This window comes from Novosphingobium sp. FSW06-99 (assembly GCF_001519065.1).
GTDB lineage: Bacteria > Pseudomonadota > Alphaproteobacteria > Sphingomonadales > Sphingomonadaceae > Novosphingobium.
Genome location: NZ_KQ954277.1, coordinates 1 through 1,544 on the forward strand (window position 1 = coordinate 1; position 1,544 = coordinate 1,544).

Here is a 1,544-nt window from a genome sequence, read left to right on the forward strand (position 1 = left end):
ACGCAGCGGACCAGTTTTTTGTTGACGAATTGCTGGATGCCCATGTCGCCCAGTTCGCGACCGTAGCCTGAATCCTTGATCCCGCCGAACGGCAGTTCCGGGTCTGACCAGTCGATGTTGTTGACGAACATCATGCCGGTTTCGACTTTGCTGGCGACTTTGTGGCCGCGATCGTGGTCTTTGGTCCAGACCGAGCCACCCAGCCCGAAATCGGAATCATTGGCCAGCGCGATCGCCGCCGCTTCGTCCTTGACGCGGAAGAACAGCGCGACCGGTCCGAAGAATTCGTCGCGGAAGGCGGGATTGTCGGGCTTGATATCGGTCAGGATCGACGGTTCCATGTAGGATCCGGGCCGATCGATGCGATTGCCGCCCAGCAGCAGACGCGCGCCCTTGGCGACCGCCTGTTTGACCTGGCCGAGCAGTTGCACCAGTGCGGCTTCGCTCGACAAGGGGCCCAGCGTGGTCTTTTCGTCGAGCGGATCACCGGGCTTGAGCGCGCCCAGCGCGGCCTGGAAGCGCTTGATGAATTCGTCGGCGATGCTCTCGACCACGATGAAGCGCTTGGCCGCGCAACAGGTCTGGCCGGTGTTGTACATCCGGCCCCACACCGCCCACGGGATGGTCAGGTCGAGATCGGCGTCTTCGAGCACGATGAAGGCGTCGCTGCCGCCCAGTTCCATCGACGATGGCTTGAGGTTCTGCCCGGCGCGTGCGGCAATCGTGCGGCCCGCCGCGACGCTGCCGGTCAGGCACACGCCCTTGATGCGCGGATCGTCGACCAGTTGGTTCGACTGTTCGTGCGACAGGAACAAGTTGGTATAGAGCCCTTCGGGCGCGCCCGCTTCAAGCAACAGGTGTTCGAACGCCAGTGCGCATTGCGGCACGATCCCGGCGTGTTTCACCACCAGCGTGTTGCCCGCCATCAGGTGCGGCCCGGCAACGCGTGCGAGTTGATAATAGGGGAAATTCCATGGCTCGACGGCGAAAATGACGCCGATCGGGCTGCTTTCCATATGCGCCTTGCCGTTGACCGGGTGCAGATGCACCGGGGCAAGGAAGCGTTCGGCATGTTTGGCGTAATAGTCCAGGATGCGCGCGCTGAATTCGACTTCGCCGCGCGCTTCGGAAATGCGCTTGCCCATTTCCAGGGTCATCGTGTGGGCAAAGGCATCGGCCTGTTCGTGCAGCAGTTTCGACGCCTTGTGGATGATCGCGGCACGATCGGCATAGCTGGTGTGTCGCCATGTTTCATAGCACGCCTGCGCTTTGGCCAGCTTGGTCTCGTATTCGCCCTGGGTAATATCGGGAAAACCCTTGATAAGTTTGCCATCAAACGGGCTGAGGCTTTGATAGGTCATGACAGATCCTTTGGGCGTGTCGCTACGCCAGATCGAAAACACCGCGGGTTGGCGCTGAATATTCAACGCCACCAAGACTGTTCTGGAAGTAAGGGCACGGCGTCCTCTGGCTGACCAATTGGCCCGACACGCATGGAAGAATACGATTGCCGTCCCGCATTGATAGCTACGGGATTTACTCAG

Annotated in this window: 1 protein-coding gene; it reads right to left on the reverse strand. The window is 60.6% G+C overall.

The annotated features are described in order from the left end of the window. On the reverse strand, positions 1-1,361 hold a 1,361-nt coding region (locus AQZ49_RS21590), incomplete at its 3' end, for an NAD-dependent succinate-semialdehyde dehydrogenase (RefSeq protein WP_067621038.1). Between the last annotated feature and the right edge of the window lie 183 nt (positions 1,362-1,544).